Raw genomic sequence first — 17,813 nt, 5'->3', positions numbered from 1 at the left:
GATTACCATTATCCTTGATAGCCTATTACTATCAATGTACAGGTGTTTTCCGATATAACAGTGTACGCTTATTTACATATCATCACATGTGTATTAATCATATAACTCTATTTATCGCTGTTAAACGGGGTATTTGTTATGATATAAGGCGATATTCTTATAGAAAATTAGCTATATGGAGTTCTATAAGTCATGCGACTTAGCATATTAAAGTCCTATTTAGATCAAATAAAAAAGCAACATGTATTTATATAAATACATGTTGCTTTTTTCTATTGGTCTTATTGATATCCTACATTTCACATTGAATAGCTGACTTGACGGTAGCGAAACATGTGGGCTACTTGCTGGTCAGATTGAACACCATACTTATTTTCCTCAAGATAGGGTTCGTGGCCTTTACCAGTAAGTACTAATAATACAGGATTTGGGGACATTTCTAAAGCTAACTCAACTGCTTCAACCCGGTCTAGTGCCATAGCCATAGAGTCTAACCCATATTGGGTTACGTATTCAAGATACTTTTCAGCCATCTCTTGTCTTGGAACACCATTTAAGTCGTCAGTGGTTAGTATGGTTAGGTCGGCCCCAGTTTGCGAGGCGGACACCATTTGCGGGAATTTTTTAGTGTCCCGCTGCCCTCTAAAACCAAAGATATGAATTATATCATGTTCTGGATATTGGTCGTTCAGGGTTTTTAACAGGGCTTCAATAGCATCCGGCGTGTGGGCATAATCGACGACCATTTCATTACCATCTGCTAGTGGATAGTATTCTAAACGGCCCGCAATTCCCGCAAAGTCTGCGATTGCCTCGTTGGTATTGCCAGCGTCTAATCCTAGGTCAACCATGACGGTTGTGGCTAAAATCAGGTTTTCTTGATTATAAACACCTGATAAGGGCGCTTCGATTTCTTCAATTTGTCCGCCTTGTCCATTGAAGGCAACAACTGCTGTGTCGGTTGTTTTATCTAAGACATAACTTGTCGCACCTTTCTTAGTATCTACGGTTAAGACTTGTTTACCATTTGCTTCCAGTTCTTTGGCTAGGCGGTTGCCCCACATGGTATAGCTATTGATGACGGCCTTCCCGTCCGGTTTCATTAAGCTGAATAGGGATTTCTTGGCTTGGTAATAAGCTTCCATGGTCTTGTGGTAGTCTAAATGGTCGTGTTGTAGGTTGGTAAATAAGGCATAATCAAATTGCATCCCTCCCATTCTATATTGGTGGAGACCTTGACTAGAAGTTTCAATAACCACTACATCGTCATTTGACCGGGCTAGGGATGCTTGAATTTCTGTCGCACTTGGCGTGGTTAATTTGCTTTCATACCGTTGGCCGTTCACTTCATTATAGACGGTACCAAAATAAGCGACTTCAAAGCCCGCTTTCTTTAGTAAATGCTGTAAGAATAAGGCGGTTGTCGTTTTGCCGTTAGTTCCTGTAATCCCTATTACCAACTTGTCTTGGCTAGGATTGTGGTAAAAAGCTGATGCAAGCAGGGCTAAACTCTCTCTAGCATTGTCAACCTGAATAAACGGCACATTCACCCTAGTGGTTAAGTCAGATTCTGTCACAATCAAGCTAGCGCCGCGTTCAATGGCATTACCGATATAGGCTTCACCGTCAGTGGCATAACCGGAAATGGCGACAAATAGATGGCCATTGGTTACTTGTAAGGAGGATTCACTAATGCCGGTAATTTCAAGTTGCTCTACATCTGCTGGTAAAGGATTTCTAGCTGTTACACCACTTTGTTCAAGTAATTCATAGGCCTTCATATTCATTCACCTTTCTCTTTCACTTATTTGTTGTTAGCTATATATTGGGCTATATAGATGGAGAAAGTGTGAAGAAAGATAGGTTAAACTACTGTCTATTCAAGATGAATTATTCGAGAAATACACCTATTTATTAACTTTCTTAAGAAATGTATAGTAAAAGTTAAAGGCAGATAAAAAGGACCAATGACTTTCTACATTAGTCATCAGCCCTATATCTATATTTCTATTGAATTTATGATTATTTTTGGGCTAAGTATTCTTCTCTTAGTAAAGAAAATACCACTGAATCTGATGGCCCACTATCTAGTTGTTCATCTTGTCTAAGAATCCCCTCTTCAGTAAAGCCCAAACGTTTTGGAATCGCTTGGCTTTTATGATTGGTAACCGCTGCTTGAATTTCTACACGATTTAAGGCTAAGTCATTAAAAAGATAATCAAGTAGGAAAGCTACGGACTTGGTCATAATCCCTGAACCTTGGAATTCCTCTCCTAGATAGTAACCTATTGAGGTCGACTTATTTAAGTGTTTAATATAATGCAAACCAAGCACACCAGCTAATTGACCTTCAAACCAAATCCCACATTGAAAACCATCGTTATTGGCAAATTGTTGTAGCCCCTCTTTAATAAAAGGTAATTCGTCTTCGGGAGCTTTCATGAATTTCACCCAAGGTAAGTATTCACCCAGGTAATCACGTGAATGATCAATCAACTTGTACAAAGCTTCTACATCACGCTCTTCTAATATTTTGATTGATAATTTGTCATCAATTGGGGTTTGAAACATGCCACCACACCTTTCTGATTTTCTTTATATCATAACACCTTATATACTTTTTAGCCGAGCAAATACAGCCTGTCTATCTAGCGTTCCTAAACTCGTATCATTTTCCGTGATCTCAACCACCTCATCAGTCGCTAGTAAGGCGTATAAATCTTTTTGATGGCTAGCGATATCAATTTGCGGATAATCTGGATGGTCCCCGGAAATTGGCTGAATATCTGATCGGAAGATATTTAAGCCAAAGACATCTTCTTTTTCTTGGTTAAATAAGGAAGCCACTACCTGGTTTTCTGGATTTGTCAGAATTTCCTGAGCCGTATCCACTTGAATTAAGCGGCCTTGGTTCATAATCCCAATTCGGTCAGCTAATTTAATGGCTTCATCCATATCATGTGTGACAAATAAGATGGTTGTCTTCAACCGCTGATGAATATCGACTACGAGGTCTTGTAACTGGTTACGCGAAATTGGGTCTAGGGCTGAAAAAGGTTCGTCCATTAAAATAATATCCGGTTCAGCTGCAATCGCACGTAAAATCCCAATTCGCTGTTGTTCCCCACCAGATAATTCATCCACTGGTCGGTTTCGGTAAGATTCAGGATCTAAACCTACTAAATTGAGTAGTTCATCAATTCTAGCTGCACGTTTCTCTTTTGGCCAACCCATCATTTCTGGAATAACATCAATATTTTCACTAACATTCATTGTTGGGAAAAGGGCAATCTTTTGTAAGACATACCCCATATTCCAGCGCATTTTCTCAATATCATGATCTTTAATCTTTTGCCCTTTAAAGTAAACATCTCCACCTGTTGGCTCAGTCAAGCCATTCACCATTTTAAGGGATGTCGTTTTCCCACTACCTGATGGACCTACTAAGACAAAAAATTCTCCTTCATGAATGGTTAGATTCAAGTCATCAATTACACGTTTGTCTTCATATACTTTCTCTACATCTTTAAATTCGATTATATTGGCCATTATGCATCCTCCCCTATTAAGCCCTTATCGACTAGGAAATCATGGGCTACTTGGCTAGGCTCTTGTCCTTCAACGTTTACAGCATAGTTCATTTGAATCATCTCATCTTCGGTTACTAATCCACTTAACTTGTTTAGAGATGCCACAATCTCTGGATGGTCTTCAGCGAAGTCTACATTCATCAATGGACCTCCTTGATAGTCAGGGAATAGCCCTAAATCATCTTCAAGCGTAACCAAATCATACTCTAAAATTTGGCTATCAGTCGAATATGCATCAACCACATTGACTTCATTGTTATTGATAGCATTGTATCTAAGCGCAGGTTCAAGACTTTTCACTGAGGGGAAGGTCAAACCGTATAATTCTTGAATACCAGCATAGCCGTCTTGGCGGTCAATAAATTCTAACGTAAAGCCAGCTGTAATCTCGTTTTCAACTTTCGCTAAATCTGAAATCGTTTCTAGTTCATTTTCCTCTGCAAAAGAGCGTTTCACGGCTAAAGCATAGGTGTTTTCAAATGAAAATGGTTCTAGAAAATTCATATCATACTGGTCTTTTAATAAGTCACGCGCTAATTGATAGGTATCTGCTTGGTCGAAGTCACTTGTATCTGTAGCTTCATCTACGTCAACTAAACTTTCAAGGACTGTACCTGAAAACTCTGGATAAATATCGATTTCATTATTGTCTAAGGCAGAAAATAAGAAAGTCGTTTTTCCAAAATTAGCTTTTACATCCACATTGACATCGTCATTATCTGCTTCAATGATTTCTTTATACATATTAATTAGAATCTCTGGTTCTGACCCTAATTTACCGGCGATAGTGACATTCGTTACTTGACCAGTCAATCGTTGCGCTAATATTGGCCCACCAATTCCTACAAATAAAACAAGCAAGCTAATAAGGACGGTTTTCATTTTCTTATTTTCTAACCATTTAATGAGCGCACCAAAAATAATCGCTAATAAAGACGATGCAATAGCACCAATTAGAGTTAAATTGCTATCATTTCGGTCGATCCCTAACATAATCAAAGACCCAAGCCCACCAGCACCGATTAAAGTCGCTAAGGTCGCTGTTCCGATAGTTAATACTAATGAGGTCCGAATACCTGAAATCACCACCGGCATGGCAATCGGTAACTCCACCTTGAATAATCGACGCCGTCTTGGCATCCCAAAGGCAATCGCAGCTTCTTCAATTGTTGGATCAATTTCTACAAAACCTGTATAGGTATTTTGTAAGATAGGCAAAATCGCATAGACGACTAAAGCAATCAATGCAGGTACTGATCCAATCCCTACTAAGGGAATTAACAATCCTAACAAGGCCAATGAGGGGATCGTTTGTAAGATACTAGCAAATTGTAATACGGGTTCCGCATATTTGCGGTGGTCACTCAACCAAATGGCTAGTGGAATTGCAATAACACAGGCGATGAACAAGGCAAGTAAGGATATAGCCATATGTTCGTAAGTAGCAGTGAATAATTGGTCTTTACGTTCCATTAACGTCAAGAAAAAATCGTTCATGATAACTCCTTCCAAGTTACAAGGTGTATGTAGATCATTTAAAATTGCGCAAGATAAAATTGCGTCATCACCAGGTAAATGATTTCAGCAAAATTATCACTCGTATGTTATATTATCGCATAAAATTCCATATTTACATTGCAATAAGCCTGCGTTTTGACTGACTTTTTTGCCCCAAAGTCAGCCTATTAAATTGATGAATTCACCGTATAAAAAAAGAGCCATGTAAGCATGACTCTTCTGTAAGCGTTGAGATAATTATAATGATTGAATACCATACTCTTTCACATATAGTTTCTGTGCCACAATTGGTGAAATGATTGAAGTGATGATACATACCATCATTACAATAGCAGTAGCACTTGCTGATTGATCAGCAAATACCAACGGCAAAGCAGACGCGATACTAGCAGGATTGGCTACTGACATACCTGCTACGTTCCAGATAGCTGCCCCATCTACCCCGGCATTTTGTTTCATGATGTAGCGGTCAAATGGAATTAATGGCAGTAATAAGACCATGAAGATTCCGGCCATCAAAATACCTGGCAAACCTGAAGCGATAGCTGATTGAATATTCATCGCTGCACCTAAGTTCCAACCTAAGAAAGGTAGTAAACGACCAATCATTGGTACGAAGAAGTCGGTGAAGTCTTTATCTAGGTTACCTAAAATAATACCGGCTAATAAAGGTACAAAGATTGAGATAATGGGTTGCCAATCAATTCCTGCTGCCCCACCATCGGCCGTTAAAATACTTAATAAAATTAAAGGTGCAAAAGGCATAGCAATCAGGCCCATAATACCGTATACGGCGCCAAACTGTTTATCCCCATAACTTGAATGAATAGCTAGTGCTACGGCTGGGTTTAAAGAATAGATCACACAAGCAAAAGCCAATAGGTTAATGCCAAAAATGCCATCTAAACCAAACAACCAGTAGAAAACTAAAATATAGATTGTTGAAATCACTAACTTAAATAGAATCATTGGTAAATGACGTTTTAGTAAGGGCACAATTTGTTTTAAATCTAAACTTGTCCCCGCTGAAAATACCAATAACCCAATAACAACGTTCGTACCCATTTGAAACGTTTGTTGTGATGTACCGCCGATTGCATCATACATATTAGGGAAGATAGACACTAATACTAATGACACTACCATTGGAATCAAGAACATACCCGCTGGTACTTTATTTATTTTCTTAAACATATATAAACCTCTCTTTTATCATTTTTAAATGAACCTCTACAATTACGCTATCATATATTGCTTTCAATCCTTAGTCAATAGCAATTGTCCGTTTTTTACACAGTAATTTAACATTTATGACTAAAATTGCAAAGATCATAGCCATAAAAATACCCCTTGAATTTAGCTAGGATAACTAAATTCAAGGAGTTTCTTCGTCTATTTAAACGAGATATTTTTATAAATAATTTATTTCTTTACGCCATGGAAGAAGGCATTTAATAAGACAACTGTTACACCACCAGCTACGATTCCTGAAGATGTTAACCAAGAAATCCATTCTGGCAATTGCGCAAAGGCTGCAGGTGCAATAGCCACACCTAAACCGATTGTAATTGCAGCACCAATAATCAATTGATTACGATTATCTGCTAAATCTTGCGCACCCAATACGCTGATTCCGTATGATAAGACATTACCAAATAAGAAAATCATTGCACCACCTAATACGGCTGACGGTACAGAAGTGGCAATAGCACCAATTTTTGGAATCAAACCACATAGTAGCATTAAGATAATCAAGTTGATGAAAATGGTTTTCCGCTTTTCACCTGACATTTGTACTACGCCTACATTTTGGGAGAAAGCAGTTTGTGGTGATGTATTGAAGATACCAGCAAGTAAATACCCAATCCCTACTGAGAAATATGAACGGCGAAGATCTGCTTCATCGATGTCTTTATCATACATACCAGCCAAGGCATAGTTGATACCTGTTACTTCAATCATAGAAATAATACCAACCACTGTTAGCGATAAAATCGCTGCTGGATGAAATGATGGCGACTCAATTGCAAAAGGCATCGGTAGTTGTACCCAAGACGCCTCTAGAATAGGTTGCATGTCCATTTTCCCCATAAAGATGGCAATAATCATACCCGCAACTAGTCCAATCAAAATAGAGATAGATTGAAGAAAGCCTTTAGTAAAGCGATATAGTAAGAGGATAATCAAGAAGGTAATTAATCCCAAGATTAAATTATCAATACTACCGTAGTCTGCACTACCCTCGCCACCTGCTAGATTATTAATTGCCACAGGAATTAAAGTTGCACCAATTAGGGTCACGATAGTCCCTGTCACTAGTGGTGGAAATAGGTGGGATAGTTTAGCAAAGATCGGCGCCAATAGTAGGATGATGACACCAGCTACTAGGACTGAACCGAACATGGTGCCTAAGCCATATTGACCACCCACTTGAACCATTGGCCCAATAGCTGTAAAGGAACAAGCCATTACAACGGGCAAGCCCATACCGATAAATTTACCCCGGTAGAGTTGTAGGAACGTTGCAATCCCTGAGATAACAATATCTGCTGAGACAAGGTATAGCGTCTGTTGGGTTGTGAAGTTTAGAGAACTTGAGATAATTAACGGTACCACAATAGCACCGGCATACATGGCTAGTAAATGTTGTAGTGAAAGAAATGTAGTTTTAGCTGAGAAAACATCTTTAAAATTTATATTCTTCAAATTGGCCACCCGCTATGCTAACTTTTCATCTTCTTCATCTACAAAAGTCACTTTATTACCTGCTAATGAAGCAATACGGCAAACTGAGTAAACATCTACACCCGCATCAATAAGGCGTTGACGTCCTGGTTGGAATGATTTTTCTACACAAATACCCACACCAACAACTTCTGCACCAGCTTGTTTCACTAAGTCAATTAAACCTAGACTCGCTTCACCATTCGCTAAGAAATCGTCAATGATCAGTACTTTATCATTTTCATTTAAGTATTCTTTAGAGATGATAATTTCGCTTGTTTTATTCTTAGTAAATGAATGTACTAGTGTTGAGAATTTATCTTGTCCAGCAAGTGTTGATGGTTCAGATTTTTTGGCAAATAACATCGGTACTTGGAAGTGGGCAGCCACCATGATAGCAGGTGCAATACCACTTGCTTCGATTGTTAATACTTTTGTGATCTCACGTGATTTAAAGTAATCAAAGAAGTTGCTTTGAATTTCGTGCATGGCTTTTGGATCAATTTGGTGGTTTAGGAATGAGTCAATTTTTAAAATCTTTTCATCGATTACTTGACCGTCTTTTAAAATACGTTTTTGTAAGTAGTTCATGATAATTAGCCCCTTTATTTTTTGTTACCTCCATTGTACGAACAATATATTTCTATTGCAAGGGATTGTTCGGCGAAACGATGAACAATCTCTAATTGATGCTGGATAATCTAAGAAAAACCTTATTTAACCACAAAAAAACTGGCTTGATAGCCAGTTTTTTGCTTATATTGATTGAAAATTTAAAAATCGTAGTCATCCTCTTCCATCGCTTCTGATTCACCCATTAAGTATGAATTTCCTACTTGTGAGAAGAAGTCATGGTTACTTGAATCTGTTGAGATACCATTCATCACAATTGGGTTGACATTTTCTGCTGTCCCATCTGGATAGAAGGGTTCAAATCCTAAGTTTTGTAAGGCTTTGTTGGCATTATAATGTACAAAGGTATTAACTTCTTTCGTCCAGCCTACTTGTGTATAGATCTCTTCGGTATATTTCTCTTCATTTTCCATTAAGTCAAATAGCAGCGCATACATCCAGTCTTTCAATTCATTTTGTTCATCAGTTGAAAGTTGGTTGTAACCTAATTGGAATTTGTAGCCCAGGTAAGTACCATGTACAGACTCATCGCGAATAATCAACTTGATAATTTCAGCGACATTCTCTAATTTATTGTTACCTAAATACCATAATGGTGCATAGAAACCTGAATAGAATAGATAGGTTTCTAGAAATACGCTAGCAACCTTTTGCTGTAATCCGGTTCCATTTTGATAAATTTCGTTGATACGACGTGCTTTATATTGAAGATATTCGTTGTTGTTAGCCCAGTCGAAGATCTCATCAATTTCACGAGTCGTATTCAGTGAAATAAAAATTGTTGAATAAGATTTCGCATGTACCGACTCCATAAATAGGATATTATTCAATACAGCTTCTTCGTGTTGTGTCCGAACAGCATCACGCATAACGTTTGCCCCTTCTTCAGACTGTAGAGTATCTAAAGCTGTTAAGCCAGCAAAGGCTTTGTTAACTACATCGCGTTCTTCGTCAGTTAGGATTCGCCAATCATCACGGTCGTTTGAAACTGGAATACGTGTATCCAACCAAAATTGTGAGGTCAATTTTTCCCAAGTTGATTTATCAATCGCATCTTCTACCCGGTCCCAATCAATTGATTTGTAGTATAAAACGTTATGGTTGGTTGGTTCTCCACCCAAAATCTGGTTAAAGTATTTTTTATTTTCTCGTGTCATTACTAGTTTTTCCTCTCGTTTACGATTTAAATCACACATGATTCACATTGGTCAACGCCAATTTCTTTGTCGAAGTCATCTGTATAAGTCCGTACATAATAAATCGATTTAATCCCTTGTGCCCAAGCATAATTACGCAAGCGGTTAAGGTCACGGGTAGTCATTTTGTCCGTATTACCATTTTTCCATTCATATAAACCTTGTGGAATAGTTGATTGCATAAACAGGGTCAAGGACATCCCTTGGTCAATATGTTTTTGTGCTGTTGCATAAGTATCGATTACTTGACGCATGTCAGTTTCGTAAGCAGATTTGTAATACTGGATAGTATCATTATCCAAGTATGGTGCTGGATAAAACATTGAACCAATATTCGTTTCTTGACGGTTTTCAATTAAATGCACAATTGGATGAATCGATGATGATGCTTCGTTGATATATGAAATCGATCCAGTTGGTGCAACTGTTAATAGGTAAGCATTATATAACCCATCCGCCATAATTGCTTGGTTTAATGTCGCCCAATCATCCGGTGTTGGGATGTGAATATGGTCGAATAGCTTAGCGACCTTCTCAGATTGGAAAACGAACGGTTCTTGGTTATCAATGTAACGCTCACGAATGTAAGAACCATCGGCATATGCTGATTGGTCAAATTCAAAGAAGCTTTCTCCACGTTCCTTAGCAATCTGGTTTGAAGTTTTCAAAGCATAGTAACGTAATGCCATAAAGTAAGCATCCGTTAACTCTAGCGCTTCAGCTGATCCATAATGAATTTGGTTGGTAGCAAGGGCTGTATGTAGTCCCATCGCGCCCAATCCGATAGAGTTATAGGCTGAGTTACCACGTTCAACACTTGGCACCGCTTGAATTGATGTCATATCAGAAACGGCAGTTAAAGCGCGTACAGCTGTATCCACAGCTTGCTCAAAGTGATGCGTTTTTAGCATTTCAGTGATATTTGTTGAAGCTAAGTTACAAGAAATATCTAAACCAACTTCTTCATAAGTTAAATCTTCATTTAGAGTAGATGGCTTTTGTACTTGCATGATTTCAGAACATAAGTTAGACATGGTAATTGTCCCATTAACTGGGTTTTCCTTGTTCGCTGTATCCACATTCATGATATATGGATAGCCAGATTCTTGTTGTAGACGCGAAATCTCTTGCTCTAACTCACGTGCATTGATTTTATATTTCTTAATGTCCTTATTAGCAACCATATCTTCGTAATGTTCCGTGATATTGACATAGCCAAATGGTTGACCGTAAATGCGTTCCACGTCATATGGACTAAACAAGTACATTGGTTCATTTGTTTTCAATAGTTCATAGTACTTATCTGGCACTACCAAACCTAGCGATAAGGTCTTTACCCGAATTTTTTCATCGGCATTTTCTTTCTTAGTAGATAAGAACTCATACACATCCGGGTGGAAGGCGTTTAAATAAACAACCCCAGCACCATTTCGTTGACCCAATTGGTTAGCATAAGAAAAGGCATCTTCTAACAGTTTCATTACTGGCACAACACCTGAACCAGCATTCTCAATACCCTTAATTGCGGCACCGGCTTCACGAAGGTTAGACAAGTTTACACCTACACCACCACCACGTTTAGAGAGTTGTAGAGAGGAATTCACTGCTCGTCCAATTGACTCCATATTATCTTGGACATCAATTAAGAAACAAGAAACCATCTCACCGCGACGCTTCTTACCTGCGTTTAAGAAGGTAGGTGTAGCCATTTGTAGACGGTGTTCAATATGCTCTTCAGCAATATGCCAAGCTAAATCTTCATCGCCATCTGCTAAATACAAAGCAGTAAAAGCAATTCGATCTTCATATCTTTCTAAAAATCGTTTGTTGTCATTGGTTTTTAGCGCATATTGCGTGTAAAACTTATAAGCACCCATAAAGCTCTTGAAACGGAATTTATGGCTATACAAATGATCAAATAAGGATTGGATGAAATCGAAAGAATACTTATTTAAGAAGCCTTCTTCAATATAATCGTTGTCTACTAAATACTGTAATTTTTCTTCTAATGTATGGAAGAAAACCGTATTCGGGTTCACATATTCTAAGAAATAAGCCCTAACCGCTTCACGGTCTTTATTTAATTGGATTTGCTTGTCAGCAGTTGGGATATTTACCATATTGTTCAGCTTAAAGTAAGTGATGTCTTTCGTATTTTCAATTTTTAATTTCTTGGTATCTGTCAATTTTCTCTAACTCCTCTGTTAACTTAGCCACGTCATAGGCAGATCCTTGGAACTCAAATCCATGTAAGACAGGAATATCAAACTCAGCAGATAGTTCCTTTACTGTTACACAGAATAGTTGGGCAAAGTTACGGTTGCCCCCACCAAAAAAGCCCTTGCATAACTTAGCATTATCCGCCCATTCTAAAAATTCTTCAGCCGTTTCAATCACGTCACCATACACATGACTTTCATATGATGGAATCACCATAATAAAAGGCTCAGTCATTGTCACTGGTGCTACTGCTGATGAAATTTCATAAGTATCGAAGCCTTGAACTTTATTGATAAAACGTCTAGTTTGACCCGTTAATGAATAATAAACTATGCTTGCCATGCTTCCACCAAAGCTTCCATCTTTTCAGGTACATAACCATTGAAATGGTTTCCTGTTGAGTCTGCAATTACTGGTAAAGACAAGTAACCTAATTCTTTTACTTCATCTAGATACATGGTCTCTAGATCTACCCGTTTCTCTTCAAAAGGAATCTCTTTAGCTTCAAGGTATTTCTTAGCAAATACGCATTGTGGGCAGCCACTCTTTGCATAAACTGTGATTGTCATGGTCATTACTCCTCGCTTTTTATTAAAAAACACAATAAATTGTGGTTTGTTTATTTTTTAACCCTATATATAGTGTTTAATCTAGTCATAGTATAGGGGTGGAGATGAACTATTATCAATCCTTATTCACAAGTTTCCTAAAAGAAATAACAAATTGTATCTTCTAATTTTTATAGAATATGATAAATTAGGGGTTTTTAAAGGTTTTATATTTTTTATACAAAAATACGAGAACAAATTTAGACAGCGCGTAAGCGATTTTTGTATTTACTTATAGCTTTTTTTAAACTATTAAGTTATACACGTCTTTTTGTACCGTTTAAATATAAAAAAACCCTATCCAAGTTTTTAAGCTTAGATAGGGGGTATTAAATGTTTGATTATAGACTTGCTAATGCTTGGTCTAAGTGGTGGGCTACTTTTTCTTTACCCAATACTTCAATTGTTAAACCAATTGAAGGACCGTGTTGTTCACCTGAAGTGGCTACACGGATTGGCATATATAAGTTTTTACCTTTTACGCCAGTTTCTTTTTGAACGGCTTTGATGGCTGCCATAATGTTTTCCTCTTTGAAGTCATCAACTGGAATTTCCGCTAATTTCGCTTGGAAGGCTTTTAAAACATCCGCTACACCTTCGCCAGCTAATACTTCTTTAGCATCATCTGCGATGTGTAGTTCATCTTGGAAGAACATATCTGATAAATCAACGATTTCAGCTGCATATGACATTTCATCTTTGTATAATGAAACTAATTTTTCAGTCCAAGCGCGTTCTTCTGCTGTAGAAGTTTCAGATACACGGCCAGCTCTTTGTAGATGTTCAATCGCTAATTTCGCTACATCTTCAGCTTCTGCAGCTTTCATGTAACGGTTATTGATCCATTCTAGTTTTTTGTTATCAAAGGCTGCTGGTGATTTACTTAGACGGTCTGTATCAAAGATCTCAATCAATTCATCGTGTGAGAAGATTTCTTCTTCGCCTTTTGGAGACCAACCTAATAATGTAATGAAGTTGAACATTGCATCCGGTAGGTAACCTAAGTCACGGTATTGTTCGATAAATTGTAAGATTGACCCGTCACGTTTAGATAATTTTTTACCTGTTTCAGCGTTAACGATTAATGTCATATGACCAAATGTTGGACGTTCAAATCCTAAAGCGTCATAAATCATTAATTGTTTAGGTGTGTTCGCAATATGGTCGTCACCACGTAATACGTGAGTGATTTCCATCAGGTGGTCGTCAACAACAACGGCGAAGTTGTAAGTTGGCATGCCGTCTTGTTTACGGATAACGAAGTCACCTGAAATGGCTGCTGACTCAAAAGAGATGTCCCCTTTTACCATGTCATCAAACGTATAAGTGGTGTTTTCAGGTACGCGGAAACGGATTGTTTCTGGACGACCTTCTGCACGTGCTGCGTCAATTTCTTCTTGTGATTTATCGCGCCATTTACCAATATAACGTGGTGTTTCACCGTTTGCGACTTGGGCTTCATGTTCTGCTTCGATTTCCTCAGATGTATCAAATGCATAGTAAGCTAAGCCTTTGTCTAGTAATTCTGTTAGGTAACGGTCGTAGATTTCCTTACGTTCAGATTGACGGTAAGGTCCAAATTCACCTGGCTTATCTGGACCTTCATCCCACTCAATACCCAACCACTGTAGGTTTTCTAGTTGAGATCTTTCTCCGTCCTCAAGGTTTCGTTTTGTATCGGTATCTTCAATACGAATAATAAATTCCCCGCCGTTGTGACGAGCGAATAAATAGTTGAACAAGGCGGTACGAGCATTCCCGATATGTAAATGGCCAGTTGGACTTGGCGCATAGCGTACGCGTACTTTATCTGACATGTTGATTTCTCCTTTTATCTTGTGCTTTCAATCAAAATAGGCTGGTAAAAATACCAACCTAATTTTCCATCATTATAATTATATATCTAGTCAGCTATTTTGGCAAAGACCATGCGTCCTGCATTAGTTTGAATAGCTGAGGTAATCTCTACTGAAAGGGTCTCATCAATATGATGTTTCCCTTCTTCAACAACAATCATCGTACCGTCGTCCATGTAGGCAACCCCTTGTTGGCGCTCTGTACCAGCTTTTACAATATGTACAGAAATCGTTTCGCCAGGAATCACAACAGATTTCAATGAATTAGCTAACTCATTAATGTTTAATACTTTAATCTTGTGGAATTGACTCACTTTATTCAAGTTATAATCATTGGTTACCACAACACCATCAACTAATTTGGCTAGACGCAATAATTTTAAGTCTACTTCCGATTCATCATCAAAATCGCCGGCGTAGAAATCAACAACCACGTCATCTAGCGCTTGGATTTGATTTAAAATATCCAAACCGCGACGGCCACGAACTCGCTTCAATGAGTCTGCTGAATCTGCAATGTATTGTAATTCTTTCAAGACAAAGTTGGGTACCACTATTACGCCTTCGATAAATCCGGCTTTTAAGACATCTAAAATCCGTCCATCGATAATCACTGATGTATCTAAAATCTTATAGGGTTGGTAAGCCTCATCCGCAGCTTGTCTAAGTGATAGTAAGGCATCTGTATACATATCAAGGCCTTCTGAGTGAGTTGATAAGTCACTTTCATGTGTTTCCTTATCTGATTGTACATCTTCAGTAATAGCCGTATCCGTTGATTCACTACGTCTCACCTGCGGAAAACGGGTAAGCATTTCCATAATTTCAGCACTCTTATTAGAGAAGATATAAAAACCTAATACACCTAAGACAATAGTTAAGACAATTGGCAAGATATTTGAAATGAATGGCCAACCAATCGCCACTAAGGGAATGTTGATTAACCAAGCTAAAACTAGTCCAATAATAACACCTACTGCAGAAACTAAAACCTTTTCGATCGATAACTGACGCATGTCACGTTCGATATTGCGAATAAAACGCATCAATAAAGGCTGTGTTAATCCGTAAATAAGAAAAAGAATAATTGCACCAAGTACGATGTTAAACAATGGATGATAGAAAAAGCTAATATTGATATTGACCATGTCCCAAAGTAACGGTAATACATAATAACCTATTGAAGATCCTAATATCACAATGAGCACGCGAGACAATATTTTCCAAAATCTTTCGTTCATTTTATTCACCTCCTTTTCTAAAAAAATACATTTTGAAGCGGTTTCTTTACCATACTACCGCTTTTTATAGTATAACTTTTTGTTTACATTTACACAATAAGCTTACTTAAAATACAGTCTAGTATTTATAATCTTAACCTGAAATTAACATATGGCTCATATTCGAGAAAAAAAGAGAGTTTGGCTACCATTCAGTCCAAACTCTCCAGTATTTATCTATTTTGGAAAAATCGTATTTAACACTTCTCTTACAGTAGTTACACCAACTACTTGTATTTTTTGTTTGCCAGTTAAACCTGATATCGCATTTTTTGGGATAAAAATACGCTCAAAACCTAGTTTTTCAGCTTCTTGAACACGTTCCGCAATTCTTGTTACCCGTCTAATTTCACCAGTCAAACCAATTTCTCCAATGAAACAATCAGTTGGTTTGGTTTCTTTTTCTCGGTATGAAGAAGCCACAGCTACAGCGATAGCCAGGTCAATCGCTGGTTCATCTAAACGGACGCCACCAGTTGATTTGAGGTAGGCATCTTGATTTTGAAGCATTAAACCGGCTCTCTTCTCAAGTACAGCCATAATTAGTGATACCCGTGAATAATCTAAGCCAGAAGCTGTTCTACGGGCATTCCCAAATGAGGTAGGTGTAAGTAGCGCTTGAATTTCCGTTAAAATCGGTCGTGTTCCTTCCATCGAAGCAACAACTGCTGATCCATTAGTGCCAGCTAGTCTTTCTTCTAAGAAGAGTTCGGAAGGGTTAGCGACTTCATGCAGGCCGTCTTGTTGCATGTCAAAGACACCTATTTCATTGGTTGACCCAAACCGGTTCTTCACTGCCCGTAAAATCCTGAAAGTATCATGCTTCTCACCTTCAAAATACAGTACAGTATCCACCATGTGTTCTAGAATACGCGGTCCAGCAATGTTTCCTTCTTTCGTCACATGGCCAACGATAAAAATACCGATATTTTGTGACTTCGCTAATTTCATTAACTCTGCTGTCGTTTGGCGGACTTGGCCAACTGATCCAGCCGTTGATGTCGCATCCTCGTGGGTCATAGTTTGAATAGAGTCAATCACTACAAAGCGCGGTTGTAAGTCATAAATGGCATCTTGAATAGCCGCCATATCAGTTTCTGCATAAACATAGAAATCTGCACCTTCAAATCCTAGTCGGTCTGCTCGTAGCTTGATTTGATGCATCGATTCCTCTCCGGACACATATAAAACTGGCCCAGCACTCTGATGCAATTCAGCTGATACCTGTAGCATTAAGGTTGACTTCCCAATCCCTGGGTCACCACCAATTAAAACCAGCGAACCTTGCACCACTCCGCCACCTAAGACGCGATTTAATTCGCCTAATTGGGTTTGGATACGCGGGGTTTCTTCCCCTTTAACCGCCGCTAATTTTTGTGGCTTCATCCGGCTTGAATTGGCTTGTCCAACGCGGGTTTCAGGATGAGCAATAGTCTTCCCATATAAGCGTTCCTCTTCCATTTGGTTCCAAGCCCCACAATTTGGACACTTGCCATAGAACTGAACACTCTCATAACCACAAGCCTGACACACATATCTCGTTGTCGTTTTCTTCGCCATATTGGACTTCACTCCTTTCTATTTATTTGAAAAATGGCAACTGACTATTATTGACCGGAAGAGCCAAAACCACCTGCACGCACTTGATCACTTGGCTGGTCATCAGCAGTCGTTAAGAAAGAAAGGAAAATCCCTTGAGCAATACGCTCACCTTTTTTAATTTGAACGTCACGTAAACCAAAGTTTACTAATTGAACAAATAAATGACCTTCATTATTTTCATTATTGTAGTAATCTGCATCAACTATACCTACTCCATTAGGTAATGAAAGCCCACGTTTAAGCGGGTTTGAAGACCGACAAGCTAATTGTAAGTATTCATTCTCGCCCATATAAGCTTTTAAACCTGTTGGCACTAGCACTGGTTTCATAGCACTTTCGTCTACTTCACCTGCTACATTTAAATGAGCGAGGTCTTTTAGCACATGCTTCACACCAGTCTTCCACATTGCCGGCACAACAATATCTTCAGCCGCTGCGATATCGTAGCCAGCCGATAGGGTTGTTGAACGTCTTGGTAATGTAATTGCCTCATCATTCGCATAGGCCGAGATTTTCTCAAATCCTCGTGTATTCTCTACTGTCATAAACAAATTCCATCCTTTACTACGCATACTTGAATTTTACT

General features: G+C 38.4%; 15 protein-coding genes. All 15 read right to left on the bottom strand.

The window, feature by feature from the left end:
- Nucleotides 1-299 precede the first annotated feature (299 nt).
- The 15 genes from AWM74_RS04990 to AWM74_RS04920 all read right to left on the bottom strand — a co-directional run bounded on the left by AWM74_RS04990 (nucleotide 300) and on the right by AWM74_RS04920 (nucleotide 17,772).
- Nucleotides 300-1,781, bottom strand: a complete 1,482-nt coding sequence (locus AWM74_RS04990; protein ID WP_236702817.1) for a UDP-N-acetylmuramoyl-L-alanyl-D-glutamate--2,6-diaminopimelate ligase — start codon at nucleotides 1,779-1,781, stop codon at nucleotides 300-302.
- Nucleotides 1,782-2,022: 241 nt separating this feature from the next.
- Entirely contained in the window at nucleotides 2,023-2,571 is a 549-nt protein-coding gene (locus AWM74_RS04985) for a GNAT family N-acetyltransferase (RefSeq protein WP_026465611.1), read from the bottom strand.
- 39 nt (nucleotides 2,572-2,610) lie between these two features.
- The gene (locus AWM74_RS04980) at nucleotides 2,611-3,549 is read right to left on the bottom strand and encodes an ABC transporter ATP-binding protein (protein ID WP_026465610.1); all 939 of its coding nucleotides are present in this window, start codon (nucleotides 3,547-3,549) and stop codon (nucleotides 2,611-2,613) included.
- Nucleotides 3,549-5,087, bottom strand: coding sequence for an ABC transporter permease/substrate-binding protein (locus AWM74_RS04975; protein ID WP_026465609.1), 1,539 nt, complete (start codon nucleotides 5,085-5,087; stop codon nucleotides 3,549-3,551). The genes AWM74_RS04980 and AWM74_RS04975 overlap by 1 nt, the downstream gene beginning before the upstream one ends.
- A gap of 258 nt (nucleotides 5,088-5,345) precedes the next feature.
- Nucleotides 5,346-6,302 (bottom strand): 2-keto-3-deoxygluconate permease, encoded by a 957-nt coding sequence (locus AWM74_RS04970; RefSeq protein WP_026465608.1) that lies wholly within the window; start codon nucleotides 6,300-6,302, stop codon nucleotides 5,346-5,348.
- Between the two features lie 228 nt (nucleotides 6,303-6,530).
- Nucleotides 6,531-7,823 carry a nucleobase:cation symporter-2 family protein gene (locus AWM74_RS04965; protein ID WP_026465607.1) on the bottom strand — a complete coding sequence of 431 codons (1,293 nt, stop codon included), beginning with the start codon at nucleotides 7,821-7,823 and terminating at the stop codon, nucleotides 6,531-6,533.
- Between the two features lie 3 nt (nucleotides 7,824-7,826).
- Nucleotides 7,827-8,423 (bottom strand): xanthine phosphoribosyltransferase, encoded by a 597-nt coding sequence (locus AWM74_RS04960; protein ID WP_026465606.1) that lies wholly within the window; start codon nucleotides 8,421-8,423, stop codon nucleotides 7,827-7,829.
- A gap of 182 nt (nucleotides 8,424-8,605) precedes the next feature.
- A complete protein-coding gene (nrdF, locus tag AWM74_RS04955; RefSeq protein WP_026465605.1) occupies nucleotides 8,606-9,622 on the bottom strand; it encodes a class 1b ribonucleoside-diphosphate reductase subunit beta in 1,017 nt (338 codons plus the stop codon).
- Nucleotides 9,623-9,648: 26 nt separating this feature from the next.
- Nucleotides 9,649-11,847, bottom strand: a complete 2,199-nt coding sequence (gene nrdE / locus AWM74_RS04950; RefSeq protein WP_034258023.1) for a class 1b ribonucleoside-diphosphate reductase subunit alpha — start codon at nucleotides 11,845-11,847, stop codon at nucleotides 9,649-9,651.
- Complete coding sequence (gene nrdI, locus AWM74_RS04945) at nucleotides 11,819-12,223, bottom strand: class Ib ribonucleoside-diphosphate reductase assembly flavoprotein NrdI (protein WP_016896485.1); 405 nt, start codon at nucleotides 12,221-12,223, stop codon at nucleotides 11,819-11,821. The genes nrdE and nrdI overlap by 29 nt, the downstream gene beginning before the upstream one ends.
- On the bottom strand, nucleotides 12,211-12,450 hold the full coding sequence (locus tag AWM74_RS04940; RefSeq protein WP_034258021.1) for a glutaredoxin domain-containing protein: 240 nt from the start codon (nucleotides 12,448-12,450) through the stop codon (nucleotides 12,211-12,213). Before AWM74_RS04940 ends, nrdI begins: the two co-directional genes overlap by 13 nt.
- 380 nt (nucleotides 12,451-12,830) lie before the next feature.
- On the bottom strand, nucleotides 12,831-14,306 hold the full coding sequence (gene gltX / locus AWM74_RS04935; protein ID WP_026465602.1) for a glutamate--tRNA ligase: 1,476 nt from the start codon (nucleotides 14,304-14,306) through the stop codon (nucleotides 12,831-12,833).
- Between the two features lie 86 nt (nucleotides 14,307-14,392).
- Complete coding sequence (locus AWM74_RS04930) at nucleotides 14,393-15,586, bottom strand: PIN/TRAM domain-containing protein (RefSeq protein WP_026465601.1); 1,194 nt, start codon at nucleotides 15,584-15,586, stop codon at nucleotides 14,393-14,395.
- Between the two features lie 216 nt (nucleotides 15,587-15,802).
- Entirely contained in the window at nucleotides 15,803-17,185 is a 1,383-nt protein-coding gene (radA, locus tag AWM74_RS04925; protein ID WP_026465600.1) for a DNA repair protein RadA, read from the bottom strand.
- A gap of 47 nt (nucleotides 17,186-17,232) precedes the next feature.
- Nucleotides 17,233-17,772 carry a dCTP deaminase/dUTPase family protein gene (locus AWM74_RS04920; RefSeq protein ID WP_026465599.1) on the bottom strand — a complete coding sequence of 180 codons (540 nt, stop codon included), beginning with the start codon at nucleotides 17,770-17,772 and terminating at the stop codon, nucleotides 17,233-17,235.
- Nucleotides 17,773-17,813 lie beyond the last annotated feature (41 nt).

Origin of the sequence: Aerococcus urinaeequi, from assembly GCF_001543205.1 — a bacterium.
GTDB classification, from domain to species: domain Bacteria; phylum Bacillota; class Bacilli; order Lactobacillales; family Aerococcaceae; genus Aerococcus; species Aerococcus urinaeequi.
Note: the sequence above shows the minus strand (reverse complement) of the source record. Positions and strands in the feature narration are given on the sequence as shown.

Excerpts from the sequence above, each read along its gene's own strand:
- AWM74_RS04990 (WP_236702817.1), bottom strand. The coding sequence starts at position 1,781 with ATGAAGGCCTATGAATTACTTGAACAAAGTGGTGTAACAGCTAGAAAT.
- AWM74_RS04985 (WP_026465611.1), bottom strand. The coding sequence starts at position 2,571 with ATGTTTCAAACCCCAATTGATGACAAATTATCAATCAAAATATTAGAA.
- AWM74_RS04980 (WP_026465610.1), bottom strand. The coding sequence starts at position 3,549 with ATGGCCAATATAATCGAATTTAAAGATGTAGAGAAAGTATATGAAGAC.
- AWM74_RS04975 (WP_026465609.1), bottom strand. The coding sequence starts at position 5,087 with ATGAACGATTTTTTCTTGACGTTAATGGAACGTAAAGACCAATTATTC.
- AWM74_RS04970 (WP_026465608.1), bottom strand. The coding sequence starts at position 6,302 with ATGTTTAAGAAAATAAATAAAGTACCAGCGGGTATGTTCTTGATTCCA.
- AWM74_RS04960 (WP_026465606.1), bottom strand. The coding sequence starts at position 8,423 with ATGAACTACTTACAAAAACGTATTTTAAAAGACGGTCAAGTAATCGAT.
- nrdF (WP_026465605.1), bottom strand. The coding sequence starts at position 9,622 with ATGACACGAGAAAATAAAAAATACTTTAACCAGATTTTGGGTGGAGAA.
- nrdI (WP_016896485.1), bottom strand. The coding sequence starts at position 12,223 with ATGGCAAGCATAGTTTATTATTCATTAACGGGTCAAACTAGACGTTTT.
- AWM74_RS04940 (WP_034258021.1), bottom strand. The coding sequence starts at position 12,450 with ATGACAATCACAGTTTATGCAAAGAGTGGCTGCCCACAATGCGTATTT.
- gltX (WP_026465602.1), bottom strand. The coding sequence starts at position 14,306 with ATGTCAGATAAAGTACGCGTACGCTATGCGCCAAGTCCAACTGGCCAT.
- AWM74_RS04930 (WP_026465601.1), bottom strand. The coding sequence starts at position 15,586 with ATGAACGAAAGATTTTGGAAAATATTGTCTCGCGTGCTCATTGTGATA.
- radA (WP_026465600.1), bottom strand. The coding sequence starts at position 17,185 with ATGGCGAAGAAAACGACAACGAGATATGTGTGTCAGGCTTGTGGTTAT.
- AWM74_RS04920 (WP_026465599.1), bottom strand. The coding sequence starts at position 17,772 with ATGACAGTAGAGAATACACGAGGATTTGAGAAAATCTCGGCCTATGCG.